The sequence below is a fragment of the Paenarthrobacter sp. TRD_SC_7 genome, from assembly GCF_056156245.1.
On sequence record NZ_CM149587.1, the window covers coordinates 1,226,111 to 1,243,306 of the forward strand.

Annotated in this window: 13 protein-coding genes; 8 read left to right on the top strand and 5 right to left on the bottom strand. The window is 62.6% G+C overall.

What is annotated here, in order from left to right; genetic code table 11:
- Positions 1–285 precede the first annotated feature (285 nt).
- Positions 286–462 (top strand): hypothetical protein, encoded by a 177-nt coding sequence (locus AC0J5Z_RS06160; protein WP_014922716.1) that lies wholly within the window; start codon positions 286–288, stop codon positions 460–462.
- A 187-nt stretch (positions 463–649) separates the two neighbouring features.
- On the opposite strand, the gene AC0J5Z_RS06165 is transcribed toward AC0J5Z_RS06160, so the two are convergent.
- Together AC0J5Z_RS06165 and AC0J5Z_RS06170 are read right to left on the bottom strand one after the other, a co-directional pair.
- A complete protein-coding gene (locus tag AC0J5Z_RS06165; RefSeq protein WP_475038181.1) occupies positions 650–1,585 on the bottom strand; it encodes a type IV toxin-antitoxin system AbiEi family antitoxin domain-containing protein in 936 nt (311 codons plus the stop codon).
- 150 nt (positions 1,586–1,735) lie between these two features.
- Positions 1,736–3,091, bottom strand: coding sequence for an 8-oxoguanine deaminase (locus AC0J5Z_RS06170; protein ID WP_475038182.1), 1,356 nt, complete (start codon positions 3,089–3,091; stop codon positions 1,736–1,738).
- A 413-nt stretch (positions 3,092–3,504) separates the two neighbouring features.
- On the opposite strand from AC0J5Z_RS06170, the gene AC0J5Z_RS06175 reads away from it, so the two are divergent.
- The 5 genes from AC0J5Z_RS06175 to AC0J5Z_RS06195 all read left to right on the top strand — a co-directional run bounded on the left by AC0J5Z_RS06175 (position 3,505) and on the right by AC0J5Z_RS06195 (position 10,933).
- Positions 3,505–3,999 carry a nucleoside deaminase gene (locus tag AC0J5Z_RS06175; RefSeq protein WP_017200639.1) on the top strand — a complete coding sequence of 165 codons (495 nt, stop codon included), beginning with the start codon at positions 3,505–3,507 and terminating at the stop codon, positions 3,997–3,999.
- Positions 4,000–4,005: 6 nt separating this feature from the next.
- Entirely contained in the window at positions 4,006–5,580 is a 1,575-nt protein-coding gene (locus AC0J5Z_RS06180; RefSeq protein ID WP_475038183.1) for an NCS2 family permease, read from the top strand.
- Positions 5,581–5,941: 361 nt separating this feature from the next.
- Positions 5,942–7,189: an XdhC family protein gene (locus AC0J5Z_RS06185; protein WP_475038184.1), complete on the top strand. Its 1,248-nt coding sequence runs from the start codon at positions 5,942–5,944 to the stop codon at positions 7,187–7,189.
- Positions 7,180–8,118, top strand: coding sequence for an FAD binding domain-containing protein (locus tag AC0J5Z_RS06190; protein ID WP_475038185.1), 939 nt, complete (start codon positions 7,180–7,182; stop codon positions 8,116–8,118). Before AC0J5Z_RS06185 ends, AC0J5Z_RS06190 begins: the two co-directional genes overlap by 10 nt.
- Positions 8,108–10,933, top strand: a complete 2,826-nt coding sequence (locus AC0J5Z_RS06195; protein WP_475038187.1) for a molybdopterin-dependent oxidoreductase — start codon at positions 8,108–8,110, stop codon at positions 10,931–10,933. Before AC0J5Z_RS06190 ends, AC0J5Z_RS06195 begins: the two co-directional genes overlap by 11 nt.
- Positions 10,934–10,998: 65 nt before the next feature.
- Here AC0J5Z_RS06195 and AC0J5Z_RS06200 read toward each other — a convergent pair whose 3' ends face one another.
- Together AC0J5Z_RS06200 and nboR are read right to left on the bottom strand one after the other, a co-directional pair.
- A complete protein-coding gene (locus AC0J5Z_RS06200; RefSeq protein WP_475038189.1) occupies positions 10,999–11,466 on the bottom strand; it encodes a GNAT family N-acetyltransferase in 468 nt (155 codons plus the stop codon).
- Positions 11,467–11,493: 27 nt separating this feature from the next.
- Positions 11,494–12,132, bottom strand: a complete 639-nt coding sequence (nboR, locus tag AC0J5Z_RS06205) for a nicotine blue oxidoreductase (protein WP_475038192.1) — start codon at positions 12,130–12,132, stop codon at positions 11,494–11,496.
- Between the two features lie 162 nt (positions 12,133–12,294).
- Here nboR and AC0J5Z_RS06210 point away from each other — a divergent pair, with 162 nt between their 5' ends.
- Entirely contained in the window at positions 12,295–12,486 is a 192-nt protein-coding gene (locus AC0J5Z_RS06210) for a YegP family protein (RefSeq protein WP_475038193.1), read from the top strand.
- Positions 12,487–12,573: 87 nt separating this feature from the next.
- Here the strand turns inward: AC0J5Z_RS06210 and aceE are convergent, their stop codons facing one another.
- Positions 12,574–15,336 (bottom strand): pyruvate dehydrogenase (acetyl-transferring), homodimeric type, encoded by a 2,763-nt coding sequence (gene aceE / locus AC0J5Z_RS06215; RefSeq protein ID WP_475038194.1) that lies wholly within the window; start codon positions 15,334–15,336, stop codon positions 12,574–12,576.
- A 290-nt stretch (positions 15,337–15,626) separates the two neighbouring features.
- Between aceE and AC0J5Z_RS06220 the strand changes: the two genes are divergently transcribed.
- Positions 15,627–17,192 carry an NCS1 family nucleobase:cation symporter-1 gene (locus AC0J5Z_RS06220; protein WP_475038196.1) on the top strand — a complete coding sequence of 522 codons (1,566 nt, stop codon included), beginning with the start codon at positions 15,627–15,629 and terminating at the stop codon, positions 17,190–17,192.
- Positions 17,193–17,196: the final 4 nt, after the last annotated feature.

The window sequence follows — 17,196 nt, forward strand, 5'->3', positions numbered from 1 at the left end:
ACAAAAAAGAGCCGACATCCATTGATGCCAGCTCATTACGACCCTGCCTGCTGCTCTCAGGTTACGTGACCTACGCCACGAACTGATTCGAGAGTAGCGCACTAATTCGTCTTGTGTATACGGGTTCCGAAGGATCGTTATGAATCATCCAAATGTGACCGGGGCAACTCACTTTGCGTTGGTGGGGGTCTTGACGCGTTGTTTCCCGGCTGCCTACACTTTCCACATAACAATAAAAGTTTTCCGAAGAGCGGAAACTGTAGGCATGAGAAAGAGGAGGAACAGATGGACTCGAAGGATACGAACAACGTCGTGGAATTCCCGGCGCCGGGTCAGGAGCTGTACCTGCCCTTCGGTGCGACAGATCCGGACTTCTACATTCCGGCCGACTGTGACCGCAAAGCCGGCGGGTTCTCCCGTTGGCTGCGCGCGCTCCCGGTATTCGGCCGGCAGCGCCCCTGAGATCTCCTGCATCTGCGGGGCACGGACTCTGCGCAACAGAGCCAAAGAGGCGGGCGGCACCTGGGGAGGTGTCGCCCGCCTTTCCATTGCCCGGCCCTCCCGTCCGTTGCCGCAGCCCGATTCGGGGGTTCCCTGCGCAGCGTGCCGTGCGCACCATCGAATGCGCAGCTAATCCCCGAGACGGGCTCTAGCTTGCTCCCCGCAATACCCTCAGCACTGTTGTTTTGAACTCCTGCTCCCGAAACAACTGCTGCCATTTGATCCGGATGAACTTCCAGCCGAGCTCGGTGAGGGCCTTTTCTCGCTGCCGTTCCTGGTAGATCACCTCGGCGGTGGGTGCGTAGTCGAAGTACTTCACCTTTCCGTCGAACTCCAGGGCAACCTTCTTTTCCCTCCATGCAAAGTCCAGCCGATGGTGACCTTCCGCTGACGCCACCTTCAGCTGTAGTTCGGGCAGCTGTATCCTCAACCGTTGCAGCAGTTCGCGGGTCAGGGTTTCGCCGGGTGACTCGGATCGGGCATCGGCATTCTCCAAAGCCCGGCGAAGAGTGAGAACTCCGTTACGTCCGGCCAACGATGCGCACATCTCTCGCAGTTTCGAGGCATCGGCACCTTTTCGGAGGGCGTGATCCATTAGCACCAGTGCTTGTTTGTAGTTGAGCATGAGGCAGCAGTCCACAACAGTCTGTTCCAACGTGGTGCAAGGCATTCCTTTGACGAAAACAGCCCCCATCATCGCCAGCGGGCGGGTGTGCGGCACGACATCCTTGCCGTGGGAAGTGGTGGACGCTGTTGTTTCCGTTGTGATGTGGACTTTGTCTCCAACATCCCACAGGAATAAGCCATGGAGACGCGCCGCTGAGGTGTGGCTGTAGACCAAGCCGCCAGACGACGTCGAAAGTGTCCCGTGTGCGTGTGCAGCAATCAATTGCAGGCTGCGAACCCAAGGCTTTTGGGCTGTCCAAGTACTGCCTCGGATATAGCAACCGCGACGTAGTCGTACTAAGGCGCCGGAGCGAACCAGCGCGGCAATCCTCCGATGGTTGAAGCCTGCTTCGTGGAGCTCATCGGTCCGCCACAAATCCATCCCCGCGGGAAGCTCGTTGCTGTTGTTCTGTGTCATGAGTCAAGACTTCAATGAGCCGGCGGGCAAGGGCAGGGGTGCGTAGGACTATGTGGACAAGCCTGCTTCGGGGGCCCGCTGCGGACAGTGCCGTGCGAACGGCATGTTGCGCAGGGAACCCCCGAAACGGGCCCAGCCGGGCAAACAGAACTACCCGGCCACCAACTTCCGCGCTGCCGCCGAGTGCTCAGCGATCAGCCCAGCCACATCCAGCCCGGGAATCGCGCCATCCACTACCCGCCACGAGCCGCCTACCATGACACGGTCCGCACGGTCGGCTCCGCAGAGCAACAACGCGGCGACGGGGTCGTGGCTGCCGGAGAACCGCAGTTCATCGGGCTTGAACAGGGCCAAGTCCGCTTGAAGACCCGGAGCCAGCTGCCCAATGTCGGAACGGCCCAACACCGCAGCGGACCCACGCGTTGCCCACCCCAGGGCCCGCTCGACGGGTACTGAGGCTCCGTACCGGAGACGCTGCAAATACAGGGCTTGTCGTGCTTCGAGGATCATGTTGGATGCATCGTTCGACGCCGACCCATCAACCCCCAGTCCTACGGGAACGCCCGCTGCCTCAAGTTCAAGGACCCGCGCGGTCCCGGATGCGAGGCGCATGTTGGAGGTGGGGCAATGCGCGACGGCGGTGCCCGCGGCTCCCAGCCTGGCGATCTCCTCGTCGTTGAAGTGGATGCCGTGGCCCAGCCAGGTCCGGTTGCCCAACCAGCCCACAGACTCCAAGTAATCCACGGTCCGCAGTCCAAACATGGAACGGCAGAAGTCTTCCTCATCGATGGTCTCTGCAAGGTGGGTGTGCAGCCGGACATCGAAGCGTTCGGCCATGGCTGCGCTCTCGGCCATGATCTCCTTGGTTACCGAGAACGGCGAACAGGGGGCAAGCGCAATCTGCACGGAAGCCCCATCGCCGGCCTCGTGGTACTCACGAATCAGCCGCTCGCTGTCCGCAAGGATCGCCTCAGGCGACTGGACTGTGGTCCTGGGCGGCAGCCCGCCGTCGTCCTCTCCCAAGGTCATGGACCCGCGGGTCAGCGTGGCCCGCATTCCCATGGCGCGCACGGCAGCTACCTCGATGTCGATGGCGTCTTCCATGCCGTCGGGGAAGAGGTAGTGGTGGTCGGCTGCGGTGGTGCAGCCGGAAAGCAGCAACTCGGCCAGCGCAACCTGAACTGCGAGTTCCAGGCTCCGCGGGGTCAGTCGGGCCCATACCGGGTACAAGTTCTGCAACCAGGGGAACAAGGGCGCGTTGGCTACCGGGCCCCATGCGCGGGTGAGGGTCTGGTAGAAGTGGTGATGCGTGTTGATGAGCCCGGGAAGAACCACATGTGCGGAAGCGTCAAAAACGGCAGCGGGCAACAAAGGCTGCCCGCCCGTGGGCACGAGCTCTACGATTTTTCCGTCAGAAACCACCAGGCCGCCGCCGGCGTCGAGGTCGTTTGCGGTGAAGATTCCCAGCGGATTCTTGATCCAAAGCCGGGAAGGGGATTGCGACATAGCGGGTTCCTTGTCTGGTCGGCGTGTACGCGTTCCAGCTCAGTTAGGCCCTGTCTGCTGATCCAGGTTGCCGGGCCCGCTAGAGCGCGGCCCGGTCCCCAAAGCGTAAAATGCTCGACGGCGGCAGTCAACGCCCGCGGGCACGTCCGGGTCACATTCGGGGACCAGAAGCGCGGAACAGGTAATTTCGCATCACGAAATTAAGTTTTCAAAAAACTATGGCGCGGCTCACAAACCTGGTGCTACGCTCTAACTGCCAAAGGCGGGCACCCGGACCTCGGGAAGCTATCTACCAGGCGCAACTTAACCTTCATCGCACATGCTGAAGCCTGGTAACCAAGCTAACTGGAGCTCCTCTCTGTAGCGCCCCCAAACAGGTCACCTGGCTTCCTCAGCACTAAGGAAGTCGCAACATGAGTACAACCGTCACGGCCGAGCAATTCCTGGCCACATCCATTGAGCTGGCAACAGCCAATGTCCTTAACAGTGGGGGCCCCTTCGGCGCCGTCATTGTGACCGCGGACGGACGAGCCTTCGAAGGCGTCAACCGCGTCACCGCGACGAACGATCCCACCGCACACGCAGAAGTCACAGCCATCCGTAACGCTTGCCGCGAACTGGGAACCTTTGACCTCAGCGGAGCAACCCTCTACACCAGCTGCGAGCCGTGCCCCATGTGCCTGGCCTCTGCACTCTGGGCACGCGTTGACCGCGTGTTTTTTGCCGCAGACCGTCACGACGCCGCATCCGTCGGCTTCGACGACGCTGTCTTCTACGAGTACTTCGAGAACGACAACCGGGACGCGCTGATGCCGGTAGCCAAGCTGGAACTGGGCGACCCCCAGGCTCCGGCGGCCCTCCAGCCGTTCAACACATGGAACACGCTTGATTCCAGGATTGATTACTAGGGCCCGGTGGCTGACATGACAATCCTGGACAATTCCGCTGAAAAGCAGACAGCAGCTGAAAAGCAGGCCGCGCTCCTCCCCAATGGAGACAACAGCGCGGAGCCCACAGCGGCAAAGCACACGGCAACCGGAAGCGGCAAGCCTCCGGTGTCGAACTCCTTCCTGGATAAGTTCTTCCAGATCTCCAAGCGTGGCTCCACGCTGGCCCGCGAATTCCGCGGCGGCCTGGTCACCTTCTTCACCATGGCGTACATCGTCATCCTCAACCCGCTCATCCTGGGTGGCTTCTCGGCAGAAAACGCCCCCACCGACGTCGCCGGCGGCTGGCTCTCAGCAGCCCAGGTAGGTGCAGTTACGGGCCTTACCGCCGGCGTCATGACCATTGTTTTTGGTCTGGTCGCCAACCTCCCCTTCGGCCTCGCAGCGGGCCTGGGCATCAACTCGTTCCTTGCCGTCGCAGTCATCCAGGAAGTCACGTGGCCAGAAGCCATGGGCCTGGTGGTCATCAACGGCATCCTGATTGTCATCTTCGGTGCCACAGGTGCCCGGACGGCGATCTTCAGGGCAGTCCCCAAGGAACTCAAGGCCGCCATCACCGTTGGCATCGGCCTGTTCATCGCCTTCATCGGCTTCGTGGATTCCGGATTCGTTCGCGCAACTACGGGCGGCCCGCCGGTCCAGCTCGGCGACAACGGCTCTATCACTTCCATCCCCACCCTTGTCTTCATTATTGGACTTCTGACCATGGGCATCCTCGTGGCACGCAAGATCCAGGGCGGACTGCTGATCGGCATCGTCGCCACCACTGTCCTCGCCGCAGTTGCCGAGGCTGTGTTCCACATCGGTCCGGGCACCGCTGACAACCCGGGCGGCTGGCACCTCAACGTGCCCATCCTGTCGAGCCAGCTCGTTTCGGTCCCGGACCTGAGCCTGGTGGGCCAATTCGATCTCTTCGGCTCATTTGCCAGAATCGGTGGCTTGGCCGCGACGATGTTGGTCTTCACCCTGGTGTTCACCAACTTCTTCGACGCCATGGGCACCATGACCGGCCTGGCCAAGAGCGCAGGCGTGGCACACAAGGACGGCACGTTCCCCAAGCTGAAGTCGGCCTTCATCGTTGAAGGCATGGGCGCAGTAGTGGGTGGCGCGACCTCCGGTTCGTCCAACACCGTGTACATCGACTCAGCAGCCGGCATCGGGGAAGGCGCACGCACCGGTCTGGCCTCGGTTGTCACCGGCGTGCTGTTCCTGGGCTCGATGTTCTTCACGCCGCTCACCTCTGTAGTGCCGCTGGAAGTGGCTGCTGCAGCACTGGTGGTTGTGGGAGCGATGATGATGGCGCAGATCCGCGAGATCAAGTTCACCAAGTTCTCCATCGCCCTCCCTGCATTCCTCACCATAGTGACCATGCCGCTGACGTACTCCATCGCCAACGGCATCGGCGTCGGCTTTATCTCCTTCGCCATCATCAGCGCGGCGTCGGGGAAGGCTAAGAAGGTCCATCCGCTCATGTGGGTGGTCACGGCCGGCTTCATCATCTACTTCGCCCGGGGACCCATCAACGCATTGATGGGTGTCTAGCCCGGAGCCCCACCCCGCGCCGGCGGGCCCAATTCCGGCACTCCGATCGACGGTCCGTCGGAACCCACCGCACGAATAGGCGTCCGCCGTCGTCGTCCTTCCGGAACATCACCACCGGAACAGGCACGACGGCGGGCGGCGGCCCTGGTGATTCAGGGACGGGTACCGACGCTCCGTCAGGGAACGGGGGCAGGGAGATGAAGCCCTTGCCCCCGTTCCTATGAACTCTTACTGACTGAACTCTTACTGATTAACCGCGACTAGCCCTCAACATCCTCTGGAAATGAGAATATGAGGCAAGATCGCGCACTGCTCCGGCCGGGCCATCTGGCCGGGACACCTGGAATAAGGATGTGTTGCCATGCTGGATCTGATGCCTTCACTGGGCAGCTGGCGGCCTGCGGTCTCTGGCCAACTGTGTGCTGTGGCCACGATCGTAGGGACTGGCGGCTCCGTGCCGCGGCCCATGGGGACCTCCATGATGGTCTCCGAAAACGGCGAAATCCTGGGCAGCTTGTCCGGTGGTTGCGTGGAAGGTGCCGTCGTTGAGGCGGCCATGGAAGCAATGCGCGACGGCGGCCCTCGCCTTGAGTCTTTTGGCTACAGTGCCGAGGACGCGTTCGCCGTCGGGCTCACCTGTGGAGGGGAACTGGAAGTCCACATCCAGCCGCTCAGGGCTGGATCGCCTGAACTGTCTGTTTTTGCTGAGACTCAGCGCCCTGCGGCACTGATCCGCCGGCTCGATGGTCAGGGCGGTGTCATGGTGGTCAACGATCCCGTGCGGTTCCGTGCCATGGAATCCGAGGAACTGGCCAAATTGCTGGGCGACCACCCCTCCACACTTTTCGCCGCTGCTGCCCAAGTGGAGCCGCTGCTCCAAGGTGGTCGCGCCGGCTTGGTCCGCTTGGCACCGCCCGAGGGGTGCATCGACGGCTGGGTTACCACTGAGAGATTGGCTGCACCCCCGCGGGAGGACACCCAGCCCGAACCCATCACCCTGTTCGTGGAAAGCCGTTTGCCTGCAGCACGGATGCTGATCTTCGGTGCCAACGACTTCGGCGCCGCGTTGCTACCTGCCGGGCAACTCCTCGGATACAACGTCACCCTGTGCGACGCCCGGCCTGCCTTCGCGACGCAAAGCCGCTTCGCAGGAGCAGACCAAGTGGTCACCGACTGGCCGCACCGCTATCTTGAAGCCGAGGCGGCCGCAGGACGCATCGACTCCCGCACCGTGGTGTGCGTCCTGACCCACGACCCCAAATTCGACATCCCTTTGCTCGAGAGCGCCCTCCGGTTGAACCTGGTGTACGTCGGCGCGATGGGTTCCCGTCGCAGCCACCGCCAACGGATCGATGCCTTGCTTGAGGCAGGCACTCCGCCGGAGTCCCTGGAACGGCTGCATTCGCCTATCGGACTGAACCTTGGCGCCGTGACTCCTGCCGAAGTAGCAGTTTCCATCACGGCCGAAATCATCGCTGAGCGTGGAACTGGCCAAAAGACTTCCAAAGCACCCGGGTTCCCTTCGCTCAAGGACAGCACCGGCCCGATTCACTCAGCCCCGACTCACGCAGCAGACCAACACCTCACTCAGGAGGACCAATGGACATGAACACCATCGAGGCCGTGGTCCCCACCACGGACCCGGCACAATGGCGCGACGGCGATGCCTGGCTCGCCGGAGGCACTGTCCTCTTCTCCTACGGCAGCACGGTCCTGAAGCGCCTCCTTGACCTCGGCCAAGCGGATTGGCCCGCCATCACTGTCACGGACCATGGCCTCGAACTTGCGGCCACTTGCACCGTCGCCGAGCTCTACGCCCTGCCGCGGTCAGCGGAAATAGCCAACCGTGAATGGCCCGGACTGGCCCTGATACGCCCGTGCTGTGACTCATTCGTGGCCTCGTTCAAGATCTGGAACATGTCCACGGTGGGCGGCAACATTTGCACCGGCCTGCCGGCGGGGCCCATGACATCACTCTGCGCAGGACTCGACGCCGTGGCCTCCATCCTCAGTCCGGACGGCACCAGCCGCAATGTTCCGGTGGCCGACGTCGTCACGGGGGATATGCAGACAGTCCTGGCGCCGGGGGAGTTGCTTCGCAGCATCCATGTGCCCGCAAGCGCGCTCTCCGCAAGGGTTGCCTTCCGGCGCTTGTCGCTCAGCAACCTGGGCCGCTCCGGCGTGCTGCTGATCGGGCGGCTCGACCCCGACGGCGGCCTGGTCATAACCGTGACCGCGTCCACCAAAAGGCCGGTACAACTGAGGTTCCCCGCCGGGCAGGTTCCCGACGCCGGGACGCTGGCTGACGCCGTCGGGAGTTCCATTCCCTGGCCGTTGTACCACGACGACATCCACGGGTTACCTGCATGGCGTCGTGACATGACCTTCAAGCTGGCCGAGGAAATCCGGGCAGAGCTGCTGGGCGAATCGATGACCGTTTCCGGGGATTTCTGGCCGCCGCACGCCACCTCGCCCCAACCGTCCACCCAGCCAGCCGTACCAAGCACCCAGCAGAAGGAGGCCCGGAATGGCAATTGAGATCAATGGTGCTGCCTCGGAGGCCACACCCCGCCCCGGACAATGCCTCCGCACATTCCTCCGCGAAGAGGGCAACTTCGGCGTCAAGAAGGGCTGCGACGGTGGCGACTGCGGTGCCTGCACCGTGCACGTGGATGGCACCCCCGTCCACAGCTGCATCTACCCTGCAATCCGCGCCGAGGGCAAAGCGGTCACCACCATCGAGGGCCTCGCCTCCGCTGATGGGCTGCACCCTGTGCAGGAACAGTTCCTCGAGGCCCAGGGCTTCCAATGCGGCTTCTGCACGGCGGGCATGATGATGACCGCCGCATCGTTCGACGACGAGCAACGCGCCAACCTGCCCCGCAACCTCAAGGGAAACCTGTGCCGCTGCACCGGCTACCGCTCCATTGCGGACGCGGTTTGCGGTCTCGGTGGCCATCACAAGCACGACGCCGGAGCGGACGTTTCCGGGGCGCACTCAGTTTCCGGGGTACAACCACCGGCCGCCGTGGAGGCTACTCCCGGTCAGCTCGGGGACAACGTCCCCGCACCCGCCGGCCAGGCCGTGGTTACGGGAACCGCCCGCTACACCCTTGATGTCCCGGCCGAGCAACTCCCGGGCCTGCTGCACATGAAGCTCCTGCGTTCACCGTATCCGCACGCCCGGATAGTAGCCATCGACAAAGCCCCGGCCTTGGCCGTTCCCGGCGTCGTAGCGGTCTTTACCCATGAAGATGCTCCGCAACTGCTGTTCTCCACGGCCCAACACGAGAATTTCAACGATGACCCGGACGACACCCGAGTGCTGGACAACGTGGTGCGCTTTATCGGACAGCGGGTTGCCGCCGTCGTGGCCGAATCCGTGAGTGCAGCGGAGGCCGGAGCCCGTGCGTTGGCGGTGCAGTACGAACTCCTTGAGCCAGTGTTCACGCCCCAGGAGGCCATCCTTCCCGGCGCCCCGGCAATCCATGGGGAAAAAGACGGCGTCTTCTCGCGCATTTCCCGCCCGCTCCAGAATGTGGTGGCCGAGGTTCATGCCGAACTGGGCAGCGTGGCCGACGGATTCGCAGCCGCGGACTTCATCCACGAACACACCTATAAAACGCAGCGGGTCCAGCACGTGGCTATGGAGACCCATGCGTCCATTGCCTGGCTGGATGAGGATGGTCGCTTGACGATCCGATCGTCCACGCAGGTACCTTTCCTGGTGAAGCGGACGCTGAGCCGGGTGTTCAACCTGCCCCCTGAGACTATCCGGGTAGTGGCCGGCCGGGTTGGCGGCGGATTCGGTGGCAAGCAGGAAGTCCTCACTGAAGACTTGGTGGCCCTCGCAGCCCTTGCACTGCGGAGGCCCGTGCAGCTGGAATTCACCCGTACCGAGCAGTTCACGGCCACCACCACCCGGCACCCCTTCACCATTCACCTCAAGGCGGGCGCCAGCCGCGACGGTGCCCTCACTGCGCTCCAACTGAACGTCCTCACCAACACCGGTGCCTACGGAAACCACGCTCCCGGTGTGATGTTCCATGGGTGCGGAGAGTCATTGGCCGTCTACAAGTGCGTGAACAAGAAAGTGGATGCGCACGCGGTGTACACGAACACCGTCCCCGCGGGTGCTTTCCGGGGGTATGGGCTGAGCCAGATGATCTTCGCGATCGAGTCGGCCATTGACGAGTTGGCTGTCGGTATCGGCATGGATCCGCTCGAGTTCCGGCTCAAGAACATGGTCCGGCCCGGAGATCACATGCTGTCCACCACTCCTGAACCTGAAGAAGACGTCCACTACGGCAGCTACGGCCTGGATCAGTGCGTGGCGTTGGTCCGGGACGCTTTGGACCGTGGAAAGGAGCGCTACCGGGCCGCTGGGCTGGATGACCTCGGACCGGATTGGGTGGTCGGCGAGGGCTCCGCTCTTTCCATGATCGACACCGTCCCGCCCCGCGGCCACTTCGCCCATACCCGGGTGAGCCTGGAATCGGACGGAAGGTTCGCCGTCGACGTCGGTACTGCGGAATTCGGGAACGGCACCACAACTGTCCATGCGCAGTTGGCTGCCACCGCGCTGGCGACATCAGCGTCCAAGGTGGCCGTGCGCCAATCGGATACCGACCTTGTGGAGCACGACACCGGAGCGTTCGGTTCAGCCGGAACGGTGGTGGCCGGCAAGGCGACGCTCGGGGCGGCCTTGGAACTGGCCACCCGGATCCAGACTGTTGCCGCGTCGCTGACTGGAGCTGCCTTGGCGGATTGCCGTTTGGTGGACGGAGCTGTTCAGTGCGGCGACCGTACCGTTCCCCTGAAAGAAATTGTCGACGCTGCCCAGCTCCAAGGCGTTCGGCTCGCCACGGACGGCAACTGGGGAGGGACGCCGCGTTCCGTGGCGTTCAACGTCCATGGCTTCCGCGTTGCTGTTAATACTGGAACAGGTGAGCTGCGGATCCTGCAAAGCGTGCAGGCTGCGGACGCTGGCGTAGTGGTGAACCCGCGGCAGTGCCGTGGGCAGATTGAGGGCGGCATCGCGCAGGCCCTCGGTGCGGTTCTGTACGAGGAAGTGAAAGTGGACGACGCCGGACGGGTCACCACGGACATCCTGCGGCAGTACCACATCCCGTCGTTCGCGGACGTGCCCCGGAGCGAGGTCTACTTTGCCACCACCAACGACTCCACCGGCCCACTCGGTGCCAAGTCCATGAGTGAGAGCCCGTTCAACCCGGTGGCTCCCGCCTTGGCCAACGCGATCCGCAATGCCACCGGGATCCGCTTTGGCGAGCTGCCCATCGCACGGGACAAGATCTACCTGGCCCTCCGCGACCGCACTCTCATCCCCAACTGAGTCGCAGCTGAGCGCGTTTTGAGCCGTCAAAACGCGCTCAGCTGCGACCTAATTGGGTGAAACACCTACTTGGGTGAGACGGCGAGCTCCATGAACACACTGTTCGGGTCCAGGGTGTAATCCCCGAACGGCGGGCATTCCGTGAATCCGTGCCGGGCATACAACCGGCGTGCGGGAGCGAAGTACTCCTCCGTGCCGGTCTCCAGGCTCAGGCGTTGGAAGCCACGGGCCTGCGCTTCGGCCACGATGTGTTCCAGCATCAGGGTGGCCACACCCCGCCCGCGTGAACCGGCGGTGGTGCGCATGGATTTGATCTCGGCATGCCCGGCGGACAGCATCTTCAGCGCTCCGCATCCCAGCAGTACGCCACCCTCCCGGGCTGTCCAGAACGTGATCGATTCGTGCGACAACGCCGAGTGGTCCAGTGCATGAACGCTTTCTGCCGGGGAGGTGGCGAACATGTCGGCCAGGTGCTCGCTGAGGAGCTGGTGGACATCAGGGCGTGCGGGATCATCAGTTTCGATGCGGATCATGTCCTTAATTTACCTCGCAGGCAAATCTCAGATCTCCAGTAGGTGCAGCTGGTCCTTCGTGTCCAGGTCCTCGCCGGAGCAGAGGTCGCTGCAGTCCACCAGATCCACCAGCCCGGGATGCGCTTTGAGGAATGATCGCGCGCCCGTGTCGCCATGAGCGGCCGCGGCCGCTTCGGCACGGAGTCCGACGTCGAAAATCACCGGGTGCCTGCGCTTCAGGCGGCCGGACTCATCAGGGTAGGCGGCAGCGGTGACCCGGCCGGGACGATGGCTGCCCAGCAGCCTGCTCACCGCCGTCGGGGTTAATCCGGGCTGATCCACCAAGGCCACCATGATGCTGTTGCCGGCAGTGGCCGCCTCTATGCCGGCGCGGAAGGAACCGGCCATCCCCTTGGCCCAGTTCTCGTTCTCGACCACCACGTGTGTGCCCAAATCGGTGCTTCGCCGGACATTGTCGGCCTCGGCGCCGAGCACCACCACAACCTCGCGGCAGCCGCCGTCGAACAGCGTGTCGGCCAGTACTTCCACCAAGGTCCTGCCTCGAAAGGGGAGCAGCGCTTTGGGGCCGCGGCCTAGGCGCGTTCCGGCGCCTGCAGCGAGGAGCACGCCCGTGGTGGGGGCTGTGCCGGTGTCAGTCATATCCTCACGATACGCGCGGGGCCCCATGCGGTCTCTAGCTCCTTAGGTTCTTTCCCAAGAGATCTACCAATATCGGTTGTAAATTACCGATCAGTAGGCCTTTTGGTGGTCTGAAATGGCCGATATGGTCGATGAGGGAGTTATGAAGTCAGCTCGGATACGCAACGACGCGTGAAAGAACAGGGGAAAATGGCTGGCAGTTTTGAAATCCTTAGGGCAGGATCCAACACATTCCGATTCCGGCTCACGGCCGAGGACGGCACAGTTGTGGCAGTGTCGCCGCAATTTCCGAATCTTAAAGCCGTTGTGGCCGGTATCAACGCGGTCCGCGAAAACGCAGCAACAGGCTTCGTAGTCGATAGGAGGAACCTGGGCACCTAGGCCGGGTTCAACGAAACCAGCAGAACGACAGTTGGCGGCAGTGTTCTTCTCGAACACTGCCGCCAACTTGTGTTTTACGCGGGTTCCTTAAGCGTCGCCGCCTGCTCCGCCGGTGGTGCCGGCGTTTACGTCGAGCAGCTTGTAGCGGTCAATGGCGTACGACGGCGCGCCCTCCTCCACTTCGCCCCTCGCCGCCAGCAACTGGAGGGTTTTGGCGACGATGGAGTGGGTGTCGTTTTTGAAGTAGCGGCGTGCGGCTTGGCGGGTGTCGGAGAAGCCGAAGCCGTCTGCTCCGAGGGAGGCGAAGTCGTTGGGGATGAATTGGCGGATTTGGTCGGGGACGGCTTTCATGTAGTCGGACACGGCGATGACCGGTGCTGTGGTGCCGTTGAGTTGTTCGGTGATGAACGGGGTGCGGGCGGGTTGGCCGGGGTTGAGGAAGGCGTGTTCTTCGGCGGCGAGTCCGTCGCGTCTGAGTTCGTTCCAGGAGGTCACGGACCATACTTCGGCGGCGACGTTCCAGTCCTCGTTGAGGATTCTTTGGGCTTCGAGGGCCCAGGGCACGGACACGCCGGAGGCGAGGATGTTCGCGGTGGGCCGGTTCTCGTTCCCTGCGGGGGCGGGGGCGAGGTGGTAGATGCCTTTGAGGAGTCCGTCGATGTCGAGGTTTTCGGGTTCGGCGGGTTGGGTGATGGGTTCGTTGTAGACGGTGAGGTAGTACATGACGTTCCGGTCATCACCGGTGCCGTCGTTGTCGGGTCCGTACATTTGTTCGAGGCCGTGGCGGATGATGTGGCCGATTTCGTAGCCGTAGGCGGGGTCGTAGGTGCGGACGGCGGGGTTGGTGGAGGCCAGGATGGGGGAGTGCCCGTCGGCGTGTTGGAGTCCTTCGCCGGTGAGGGTGGTTCGTCCTGCGGTGGCGCCGATGATGAATCCGCGGGTCATTTGGTCCGCGGCGGCCCAGAAGGAATCCCCGGTGCGTTGGAAGCCGAACATGGAGTAGAACACGTAGATCGGGACCAGGGGTTCGCCGTGGGTGGCGTACGCGGTTCCGGCGGCGGTGAACGCTGCGACGGCGCCGGCTTCGTTGATGCCGGGGTGGATCAGTTGTCCGGCGGGTGATTCTTTGTAGGCCAGGACGAGGTCGCGGTCCACGGAGAGGTAGTTCTGGCCCTTGGGGTTGTAGATTTTCGCGGTCGGGAAGAACGCGTCCATCCCGAAGGTCCGGGATTCGTCCGGGACCACGGGCACGAAGCGGGCACCGAAGTTTTTGTCCCGCATGAGGTCTTTGAGGAGCCTCACGAAGGCCATGGTGGTCGCGGCTTGTTGTTTCCCGGACCCGCGCTTGGCCACTTCGTAGGATTTGGCCTCGGGCAGGGTCACGTCGGTGTGTTTGCGGCGGCGTTCGGGCACGAACCCGCCGAGTTCGGCGCGGCGTTCCATGAGGTAGCGGATTTCGGGGGCGTCCATGCCGGGGTGGTAGTACGGGGGCCGGTAGAGGTCCGCGTCGAGCTGGTCATCGGTGATGGGGATGCGCAGGTGGTCACGGAAGGCTTTGAGGTCTTCCATGGTCAGTTTCTTCATCTGGTGGGTCGCGTTGCGGCCCTCGAAGTGCGGACCCAGGCCGTAGCCCTTGACCGTTTTGGCCAGGATCACGGTGGGTTTGCCCTTGAACTCGGTTGCTGCCTTGTACGCGGCGTAGACCTTGCGGTAGTCGTGGCCGCCGCGTTTGAGGCCCCAGATCTGCTCGTCGTCCAGGTCCGCGACCATGTCCTTGGTCTGCGGGGACTTGCCGAAGAAGTGTTCGCGGACGAACCCGCCGGACTCGGCCTTGTAGGTTTGGTAGTCACCATCGGGGGTTTCGTTCATGATCTTCACCAACGCCCCGTCCTGGTCCGCTTCCAGAAGGGAGTCCCATTCGCGGCCCCAGACGACCTTGATCACGTTCCAGCCCGCGCCGCGGAAGAACGCTTCGAGTTCCTGCATGATCTTGCCGTTGCCGCGGACCGGTCCGTCCAGGCGCTGGAGGTTGCAGTTGATCACGAAGTTCAGGTTGTCCAGGTTCTCGTTCGCGGCGAGCTGGAGCAGGCCACGGGATTCGGGCTCGTCCATTTCCCCGTCGCCCAGGAACGCCCAGACCTGCTGGTCGGAGGTGTCCTTGATGCCGCGGTTGTGCAGGTACCGGTTGGACTGGGCCTGGTAGATCGCGTTCATCGGGCCGATCCCCATCGACACGGTCGGGAACTCCCAGAAATCAGGCATCAACCTCGGGTGCGGGTAGGAGGACAGGGCATGGCCGGCCTTGGACTTTTCCTGACGGAACCCGTCCAGGTCCTCTTCGGTCAGACGGCCTTCCATGAACGCCCTCGCGTACATGCCCGGCGAGGCGTGGCCCTGGAAGAACACCTGGTCCCCGCCCGAGGGGTGGTCCTTGCCGCGGAAGAAGTGGTTGAAACCCACCTCGTACAACGTCGCCGCACCGGCATACGTGGAGATGTGCCCGCCGACACCAATATCCGAGCGCTGCGCACGGTGCACCATGACCGCGGCGTTCCAGCGCATGTACGCCCGGTACCGGCGCTCGAACTCCTCGTTCCCCGGGAACTCCGCTTCCTGGTCCACCGGGATCGTGTTCACATAATCAGTGGTCGTCACCATCGGCACACCCACCGACCGGGCACCAGCACGCTGCAACAACGAACGCATAATGTACTGGGCACGCTCGGTACCCTGCTCCGCGATCAACGCATCAAGGGACTCAATCCACTCCGCGGTCTCTTCCGGATCACGATCAGGCAGCTGGGCAGTCAACCCGCTGAGGATGTCTGAGGTCTCTTCTCCTGCAGCCACGTCCAACCTCTCTTCATTGAATGTCTGGGCGCTTGCTCTGTTGGGGCGCTCAAGGAATTTCGTATTGTGAGAATAAAATTCTGCAATTCGAGATTACGTCTGCTGATGGGCAGCGTCAACACGGATTGCGTAACCAAAACAGTCAACTGGGAAACTGTCAGGCAAGCAACCGAATGTGACCCTGCCTACATGGGGAACCCTTGACGTTACGTGATCTGAGTCATAGAGTGCTTTCACTATTCAATAACTAGATTCCACACTGTGGAATCTGTACGAAGTGGAGATCCACGATGCAGACGACTTCATCAGTCGGCGTCACTGAGACTCCGGGAGACGCAAACGCAGGTGGCCCCAACCATCCGGTCGTGGGAAACACTGACCTCTGCGCAATTGCTTCCGAAGCCGCAGGCCGTACCATCAGTCCAAGCCTTTACAACATCGACCTTGCGCCCACTAAGGCCAAGGGCCGCAAGTGGACCAGCTACAGCATCTTTACCCTCTGGGCCAATGACGTCCACAGCTTGGGTAACTATGCCTTTGCCATCGGCCTGTTCTCCTTGGGATTGGGTGGATGGCAGATCCTGGTAGCCCTTGGCATCGGTGCCATCCTCCTGTTCGCCCTCTTGAACTTCTCCGGGTTCATGGGTGAGAAGACCGGCGTCCCCTTCCCGGTCATGAGCCGTATTAGCTTCGGCATCAGGGGAGCGCAAATCGCCAGCCTTGTCCGCGGTGCTGTTGCCGTGGCCTGGTTCGGTATCCAGACGTACTTGGCTTCTGTGGTTCTCCGCGTCATGCTCGTCGCAATGGCTCCTGGCCTGAAGGATCTGGACAGCAACTCCATCCTTGGCCTCTCAACCTTGGGCTGGCTTTCGTTCGTGGCGCTCTGGATCGTGCAGTTGGTCATCGTCAGCTTCGGCATGGAAATGATCCGCAAGTACGAGGCCTTCGCCGGCCCCATCATCCTGGTCACCATGGCTGCGATCGCTGTGTGGGTCTTCATCGAAGCCGGTGGGGCCATCCAGTGGAGCGGTATCAAGGGCCTTGAGGGTACCGAAATGTGGCTCACTATCTTTGCGGGCGGTGCGCTGTGGGTTTCGATCTACGGAACGTTCGTCTTGAACTTCTGTGACTTCACCCGTTCCTCCGCCTCCAAGAAGTCCATCGTCAAGGGCAACTTCTGGGGCATCCCCATCAACATGCTCGTCTTCGGCGCCATCGTCGTGGTCATGGCCGGCGGTCAGTATAAGATCAACGGCACCGTCATCGAGAGCCCCTCGGACATTGTGGAGAGCATCCCCAATACGCTTCTGTTGGTCCTTGCGTGCCTGGCCCTGCTGATCCTGACCATCGCCGTGAACCTGATGGCCAACTTCGTGGCTCCGGTTTACGCCCTCACAAACCTCTTCCCGCGGCACCTGAACTTCCGCAAGGCGGCTTGGGTCAGTGGCACCATCGGCTTGATCATCCTGCCGTGGAACCTCTACAACAACCCCATTGTCATCGTGTACTTCCTGGGTGGGCTTGGTGCCTTGCTCGGCCCGCTGTTCGGGGTGGTCATGGCCGATTACTGGCTGGTCCGTCGCGGCAAAGTCAACGTCCCCGAGCTCTACACGGAAGATCCCAAGGGTGCCTACTTCTACAAGCGCGGCGTCAACCCGAAGGCCATCATCGCGATGCTCCCGGCAGCAGGCCTCGCCATCGCCATCGCCTTCATCCCGGGACTGGCCGCGGCGGCCCCCTTCGCCTGGTTCATCGGTGCCGGCGTCGCAGCCCTGACGTACTTCGCCGTGGCTGACAAGAAGCAGGTTCACGAAGACGTCTCCGGCGAGCCGATCGCCGTCGCCAGCACCCACTGACATC

Coding starts and splice junctions, on each gene's coding strand:
- AC0J5Z_RS06200 (WP_475038189.1), bottom strand. CDS start 11,466: ATGATCCGCATCGAAACTGATGATCCCGCACGCCCTGATGTCCACCAG.
- AC0J5Z_RS06220 (WP_475038196.1), top strand. CDS start 15,627: ATGCAGACGACTTCATCAGTCGGCGTCACTGAGACTCCGGGAGACGCA.
- AC0J5Z_RS06210 (WP_475038193.1), top strand. CDS start 12,295: ATGGCTGGCAGTTTTGAAATCCTTAGGGCAGGATCCAACACATTCCGA.
- AC0J5Z_RS06160 (WP_014922716.1), top strand. CDS start 286: ATGGACTCGAAGGATACGAACAACGTCGTGGAATTCCCGGCGCCGGGT.
- AC0J5Z_RS06190 (WP_475038185.1), top strand. CDS start 7,180: ATGGACATGAACACCATCGAGGCCGTGGTCCCCACCACGGACCCGGCA.
- AC0J5Z_RS06195 (WP_475038187.1), top strand. CDS start 8,108: ATGGCAATTGAGATCAATGGTGCTGCCTCGGAGGCCACACCCCGCCCC.
- AC0J5Z_RS06165 (WP_475038181.1), bottom strand. CDS start 1,585: ATGACACAGAACAACAGCAACGAGCTTCCCGCGGGGATGGATTTGTGG.
- nboR (WP_475038192.1), bottom strand. CDS start 12,132: ATGGGGCCCCGCGCGTATCGTGAGGATATGACTGACACCGGCACAGCC.
- AC0J5Z_RS06170 (WP_475038182.1), bottom strand. CDS start 3,091: ATGTCGCAATCCCCTTCCCGGCTTTGGATCAAGAATCCGCTGGGAATC.
- AC0J5Z_RS06175 (WP_017200639.1), top strand. CDS start 3,505: ATGAGTACAACCGTCACGGCCGAGCAATTCCTGGCCACATCCATTGAG.
- AC0J5Z_RS06185 (WP_475038184.1), top strand. CDS start 5,942: ATGCTGGATCTGATGCCTTCACTGGGCAGCTGGCGGCCTGCGGTCTCT.